General features: G+C 68.5%; 8 protein-coding genes. 2 read left to right on the forward strand and 6 right to left on the reverse strand.

The features are described 5' to 3' along the window. The 6 genes from Q1V87_RS03750 to Q1V87_RS03775 form a co-directional block, all read right to left on the reverse strand. The coding region (locus Q1V87_RS03750; protein WP_300590888.1) for an aminotransferase class III-fold pyridoxal phosphate-dependent enzyme at positions 1 to 741 on the reverse strand (741 nt) is incomplete at its 3' end. Beyond that, a complete protein-coding gene (gene ddaH, locus Q1V87_RS03755) occupies positions 738 to 1,625 on the reverse strand; it encodes a dimethylargininase (RefSeq protein WP_366945401.1) in 888 nt (295 codons plus the stop codon). The genes Q1V87_RS03750 and ddaH, both read right to left, overlap by 4 nt. A gap of 232 nt (positions 1,626 to 1,857) precedes the next feature. Next, positions 1,858 to 2,883 (reverse strand): NAD(P)-dependent alcohol dehydrogenase, encoded by a 1,026-nt coding sequence (locus Q1V87_RS03760; RefSeq protein WP_300590890.1) that lies wholly within the window; start codon positions 2,881 to 2,883, stop codon positions 1,858 to 1,860. After that, entirely contained in the window at positions 2,880 to 3,116 is a 237-nt protein-coding gene (locus Q1V87_RS03765) for a helix-turn-helix transcriptional regulator (RefSeq protein WP_292707549.1), read from the reverse strand. Before Q1V87_RS03765 ends, Q1V87_RS03760 begins: the two co-directional genes overlap by 4 nt. Beyond that, on the reverse strand, positions 3,116 to 3,550 hold the full coding sequence (locus Q1V87_RS03770) for a hypothetical protein (RefSeq protein WP_300590891.1): 435 nt from the start codon (positions 3,548 to 3,550) through the stop codon (positions 3,116 to 3,118). The genes Q1V87_RS03765 and Q1V87_RS03770 overlap by 1 nt, the downstream gene beginning before the upstream one ends. 106 nt (positions 3,551 to 3,656) lie before the next feature. Beyond that, entirely contained in the window at positions 3,657 to 4,904 is a 1,248-nt protein-coding gene (locus Q1V87_RS03775; RefSeq protein WP_300590892.1) for an FAD-binding protein, read from the reverse strand. Positions 4,905 to 5,097: 193 nt separating this feature from the next. Between Q1V87_RS03775 and Q1V87_RS03780 the strand changes: the two genes are divergently transcribed. Continuing rightward, positions 5,098 to 5,370, forward strand: coding sequence for a DUF6412 domain-containing protein (locus Q1V87_RS03780; protein WP_300590893.1), 273 nt, complete (start codon positions 5,098 to 5,100; stop codon positions 5,368 to 5,370). A gap of 126 nt (positions 5,371 to 5,496) precedes the next feature. Next, the coding region (gene yidC, locus Q1V87_RS03785; protein ID WP_300590894.1) for a membrane protein insertase YidC at positions 5,497 to 5,888 on the forward strand (392 nt) is incomplete at its 3' end.

Genomic DNA, 5,888 nt, shown 5'->3' on the forward strand with positions numbered 1-5,888 from the left:
GAAGGTCTCGCCCACCCGGCCGAGACCTGACTGGATCTCGTCGGCGATAAGCAGAACATTGTGGCGGTCGCAGATCTCGCGCACCGATCGCAGGTAGCCATCCGGCGGAACAATGACGCCGGCCTCACCCTGGATCGGCTCGAGAAGAACCGCCGCAGTGTTCTCGTCGATGGCTGCCTCGATGGCGGCGGCGTCCCCGAACGGAACCTGCGCGAAGCCGCCACTGTAGGGCCCGAAGGCGTCCCGCGCCGAGGGGTCATCAGAGAACCCGACGATCGTGATGGTGCGGCCGTGGAAGTTCCCGCCCGCGACGATCACACGTGCGGCATCCGCGGGGATGCCCTTGACCCGATAGCCCCACGCGCGCGCGACCTTGATGCCGGTCTCGACAGCCTCGGCGCCGGTGTTCATGGGCAGCACCATGTCTTTGCCGGCGAGCTTCGCGAGCGCCGCGGCGAAGGTCCCGAGCTTGTCGTTGTGATAGGCCCGGCTCGTGAGTGTCAGCCGTTCCAGCTGCTCCCGCGCCACCGCCAACAGAGCCGGATGCCCGTGGCCGAAGTTCAGCGCCGAGTAGGCCGACAGCAGGTCGAGGTAGCGCTTGCCCTCGACATCCGTCACCCAGACCCCTTCGCCGCGGGAGATCACGACCGGCAGCGGATGGTAATTGTGGGCGAGGTGCTCGTCTTCTGCCCGGATGATCTCGAGCGTGGTCGTGTCGACGGAGATCTGGTCGGCGCTCATACCGACTCCTGCTTTGCCCGCAGCTCGAGCGTGCAGCACTTGATACCGCCGCCGCCGAGCAGGAGTTCGGACAGGTCGATGAGTACCGGGTTGTAGCCGCGCTCGCGCAACTGCGCCTCGAATCCGGTCGCGCGCGGGGAAATGAACACGTTGTATCCGTCGCTGGCGGAATTCAGGCCGAACACGGCGCCGTCGGCGTCCGAGACGCGGATGGCGTCGGGGAAGCGCTCGGCGAGGATCTGCTGGCTGGCCTGGTCGAAGGCGCCCGGAAGGTAGGCGATGTTCGCGGCATCCGGCCCGCCCTGGGTAGCGCCGACGACGGGATCGAGCACCGAGATCGCGGTGTCGAGGTGGTAGAAACGCGGGTCGGTGAGGGTCAGCGACACGACCTCTCTGCCGAAGACCTCGCCGACCTCGCGATGGCTGTCGCCGGTGGAGCGGAACCCGGTGCCGGCCAAGATCACATCGCCCGCGAGCAGGAAGTCACCCTCACCCTCGTTGACTTCCTCGGGGATGACGGTCTCGAAGCCTGCGGCACGGAACCACTCGATGAAGTGGCGCTCCTCGCCGGCGCGCTCGGCGAACCGGAACTTCGGCGCATAGGCGATGCCGTCGATGATGAAGCCGCCGTTGGCCGTGTAGACCATGTCGGGCAGCCCCTCGGCGGGGTCGATCAACTCGACCTCGTGGCCGAGCTGCAGGTAGGTGTCGTAGAGCACCTGCCACTGCGCGACAGCCTTGGCGGTGTCGGTGGGCTTCGCGGGCTCCATCCACGGGTTGATCGTGTAGCTGACCGTGAAGTGCTCGGGACGGCACATCAGGTAGCGGCGGTGCTGAGCCGTGCGAGTCGTTGGGGCATTGTTTGCGGGCGTCGTGGTCGTCACGTCGTTCTCCAAGAGAGTGCGGCTGGCGGACGCTGTCCAGAGGCCCGACGGAGCAGAAAGATGCTGGCGACACGGGCACGCCGGCATCCATTGTCGCACGATCGTCGCGCGGTGGCGGCTGGCGAACCTGCGCGGTGGCTAACTCCTCAAGGTTGGCCACGGCGAGGCGATTCGAGGGCTCGACCCGGGGAATCCACCGTGGAGTTGAGGAGTTAGCCACGGCGCGCGAGCGCTACTCAACCGTCACGACGACCTTGCCCACGGCGTGCCCCGCATCCACATGGGCCAGTGCGTCGCGGGCTGCGTCAAACGGGTACGTCTGTTCGATCACGGGTCGGATGCTGCTCTGAGCGGTCAGTTCCACCAGCTGCGTCAGGATCTCGGTCTTCGCGGCGGCAGCGAGGGGACGGATGCGGCGGCGGCGCCGCGACAGGAAGACGGCTGCCAGCATCCGTCCCATCGGGCCGAGGATCTTTCCTCCAGCGCCCGAGACGAGCACGACGGTGCCGCCGTCTCGCAGCAGCCCCTGGAGTTCGGTGAGCGGGGCGGTGCCGGCGATGTCGATCACCGCGTCGAAGGATCCCGCGGGAAGCTCGGGAGATCCCGGCTGCACCCGCGTGTAATCGAACGCGTGGCCGGCCCCGAGGTCTGCCACGAGATCGAGCGCCCGCTCGCCGGCCAGTGCCCACACCTCGGCGCCGCGCTGGGCGGCAAGCTGCACGGTGAAGGTGCCGACCCCTCCCGCCGCACCGATCACGAGCACGCGGCTGCCGGAAGCGACGTGCGCGGCATCCAGGGCCTGCACTGCTGTTCCGCCTGATACGGGCAGCGCGGCGGCGAGCTGCGCCGAAACGTCGGCGGGCCGGGCTACTGCTCGGGCGGCAGGCATGATCGCGTACTCGGCTAGACCCCCGCCGACGCCGATCTCGGCCACCACCTCGTCATCGATCCGAAAGCCCGTCACCCCGGGTCCGACCGCGACCACCGTGCCCGCGACATCCATTCCTCGCGTGCGAGCCCGAGGGCGACGGATGCCGAACGCGAGCCGCACGAGGTACGGGTCGCCGCGCATCAGGCGCACGTCTCCGGCGTGGATGCCGCACGCTCGTACGCGGACGAGAAGGTCAGTGGCGCCCGGTGTGGGCACGGGGAGCTGATCGGACACGACAACCTCGGGTCCGCCATAGCTGTGCTGGAGCCACGCGGGCATCGTGGTCGCGGGCGTCGAAGAGCCCGGGGCGGATACGTTCTCGGTCATGCTGTCGCTCCGTCTGCGGCATCCGTCGGGTACTGGAAGAGGTCGTCGATCGCGACTCCGAACAGTCGCGAGAGTTGAAAGGCGAGTTCGAGGGAGGGCGAATACTTGCCCTGCTCGATCGCGATAAGCGTTTGGCGGGTGACCCCGATGCGCCGCGCCACCTCGGCCTGCGTCATCCCGGCAGCCTCACGGGTCGCGCGAATGGTGTTGGTGATTCTCGTCGGCTTGACCATTACGGCATCCCCCGGCGATACACGACGATGCGGGCGATGCCGCCGATGAAGGCGGAAAGGAAGAAGCCGGCGAAGACCGCGTTGCCGATCCAGAACCACTCGGCCTGCACCATCGCGAGGATGAGGGCTGCCAGCCCGCCGATAACCATGAACGCCTGTCCGACCCGGTCGCCGAGATGCTCGATCTCCCGGTCGCGCTGATCGGCACGGTGTTCCTCGTCGGGGTCACGCATGCCCGCGCCGATTCCCCACAGGATGCTGATCACAATCGAAACCACGATGGCCCCGACGATCGTCCAGATCATCGGCCACTGCCAGGCGATCTCACCCACGGGCAGTGACCACACCTGTGGCAGCACCAGCGCCAGGTACACGATGGTCCCGACGGCGCTCGCGATCAGTTGCGACCAGGTGTTTCTCTCGACGTACCCCATGTCGATCATCCCCGTCCGATGTATAGAATCTTTGACATTGCCGAGCGTACGGCTCCGGCGCTCACTATGTCAAGTTTTCTTTACATATACTCGGTCGCCCTGGGTGTCAGGCCAGGCCGAGGCGCGCGAGGTAGGCGTTGGTGAACCTGCCCCGAGGGTCCAGCCGCGCGCGCAGCGCAGCGAACTCGTCCCATCTCGGGTACCGGCTGCGGATGCGGTCGGCATCCATCGTGAAGACCTTGCCCCAGTGTGGGCGCGCCGACTCGGGCAGAGCATCCTCGATTCGGGGCAGGAGGGCTTCGACACCGGCCGAGTCGGGTCGCCACGTGAAGTGCAGCCCTACCGTCTGCCGCCCGAACGCGGGACTCAGCCACAGGGTGTCGGCTGCCATCGTGCGCACCTCGCACACGTAGAGCAGCGGGGCGATCGCCGGCGCAAGCGTGCGCAACGCGTCGATCGCGGCGGGAACATCGCGCCTGTCGATGAGGTACTCGCTCTGCAGTTCAGCGCCGGCTGACGGCGTGAACTCGAGCCGGAAGTGCGGCAGCCGCGAGTGCCACGGACCGGGAACCCCGCCCTGCACCGTGCAGGGCTCGGGCCCGACGCCGGGTACCGGATGCCGCGGGCCGTCTGCCTCGCGCCCGCCGGCTGACAGCACGGCGTCGGCATTCGCTCGCCCCGGACGCGCCTTCACCCAGACCTGGTCGATCGTGTCGGCATCCTGCCACGTCGTGAACAGGCTGACGCTGTCTCCCGCGCCCGTGACCGCGTCGAACCGGGCGAGCACGTCGTCCCACCGGGCGCTGTCATAGACCGTCTGCGCAATCTCGTAAGCCGGTCCGAGCTCGAGCGTCAGATGCGTGACGATGCCGAGCGCTCCCAGCCCCACGACGGCGCCGTCGAAGTCAGGATCGCCGCGTCGCAGCGTCAGCGTCTCGCCGTCGGCGGTCACCAGCTCGACGCCGAGCACCTGGGTTGCGAGCGACCCAACACGGTCCCCCGAACCATGCGTCCCGGTCTGCACAGCGCCGGCGACCGAGATGTGCGGCAGCGAGGCGAGGTTGGCGAGCGCGAACCCGGCGGCATCCAGGGCGGGCACCAGATCGCCGTGCCGAAGCCCCGCCGAGACGCGAGCGGTGGCGGCATCCGTGTCGATCTCGATCTGCCGCGGCATCCTCGCGAGCGACACGAGCACGCCATCCGTATCGGCAATGGGACTAAACGAGTGCCGGCTTCCGAGCGCCCGCACCCGCGGAGTCCGGGTGACGATGTCGGCGAGCTCGCCGAGGCTCGCGGGCTCCTGCACCCCCTCGGCGCGGTACGTGAGGTTTCCCGCCCAATTCTGCTCGCCCATCCCCCCATTCCAGCATGTCCGGGCCGGCGCGCAACGCGGGGTCGGCTGGTCGCAACGGCGCACGGTTTAGCCGACACGCCGGCACACGGATGCCGCACCCGGCGTGTCGAGGATGATCTGCGCCGTTGCGGCTCGCCACGGCGCCGCGCGGGGGCCCGGTGTTACCGTGTGACTGGCGAGAGGAGGCCGACGGATGCGTAACGCGACCGGTGCGCTGCTCGCCCTCATCCTCTCGACGCTCGGCCTCCTGGCCCTCGCGGATGCGAACACCGTGACGTTCGCGGTGGTCGTCGTCACGACAATCGCGCTCGCCGTCGGCGCGCTCCACGCGATCACGCGGCCGGGATCAACGCGGCAACGCCTCGCCCGCGCCGGCGGACAGATCGACCCTTCCGCGCTCGTGGAACAGAGCGACCCGGATGCCGAGGGCCACGCCCGCCCGAGGGCACCGGGACTCGCGGCCTAGGCCGCCACCCGTTCGTCCCGCTCCTCCGGAGCTCCCGCCCGCATCCGTCATGGGGCGCGCCCGGACGTTCGATGACCCTGCGGCCAGACGCACCCGCATCCGTCATCGACCCACCGGGAGTCCGCCATGGACCTGTTCGCCTTCCCTCCGCTCGCCTTCCTTCTCGACACCGCCTACCAAACGCTCATGGGCCTATCTGACCTGCTCGCACCTCTCGCGGGCGCCGCATCAGCCGCCCTCGCCATCGTCATCATCACCCTGTTCGTGCGCGCCGCGCTCATTCCCGCCGGCATCGCCCAGGCCCGCTCGGAGCAGGTACGCGCTCGTCTGGCACCGCGACTGCGGGAGATCCAGAAGCGGTTCCGCAAAAACCCCGAACGGATGCAGCGCGAGATGATGCAGCTGTATCGCGATGAGAACACCTCACCGCTTGCCGGCATCCTGCCCGCCCTGATCCAGGCGCCGATCGTCGGCCTGATCTACGCCGTGTTCCTCCGGAGCATCGTCGGTAACCATCC

Origin of the sequence: Microbacterium sp., from assembly GCF_030149085.1 — a bacterium.
In the GTDB taxonomy this organism is placed as follows: domain Bacteria; phylum Actinomycetota; class Actinomycetes; order Actinomycetales; family Microbacteriaceae; genus Microbacterium.

Bases quoted from the DNA above. Each gene is read 5' to 3' on its own strand.
- Q1V87_RS03760 (WP_300590890.1), bottom strand. From the start codon at position 2,883: ATGACCGAGAACGTATCCGCCCCGGGCTCTTCGACGCCCGCGACCACG.
- Q1V87_RS03765 (WP_292707549.1), bottom strand. From the start codon at position 3,116: ATGGTCAAGCCGACGAGAATCACCAACACCATTCGCGCGACCCGTGAG.
- Q1V87_RS03770 (WP_300590891.1), bottom strand. From the start codon at position 3,550: ATGGGGTACGTCGAGAGAAACACCTGGTCGCAACTGATCGCGAGCGCC.
- Q1V87_RS03775 (WP_300590892.1), bottom strand. From the start codon at position 4,904: ATGGGCGAGCAGAATTGGGCGGGAAACCTCACGTACCGCGCCGAGGGG.
- Q1V87_RS03780 (WP_300590893.1), top strand. From the start codon at position 5,098: ATGCGTAACGCGACCGGTGCGCTGCTCGCCCTCATCCTCTCGACGCTC.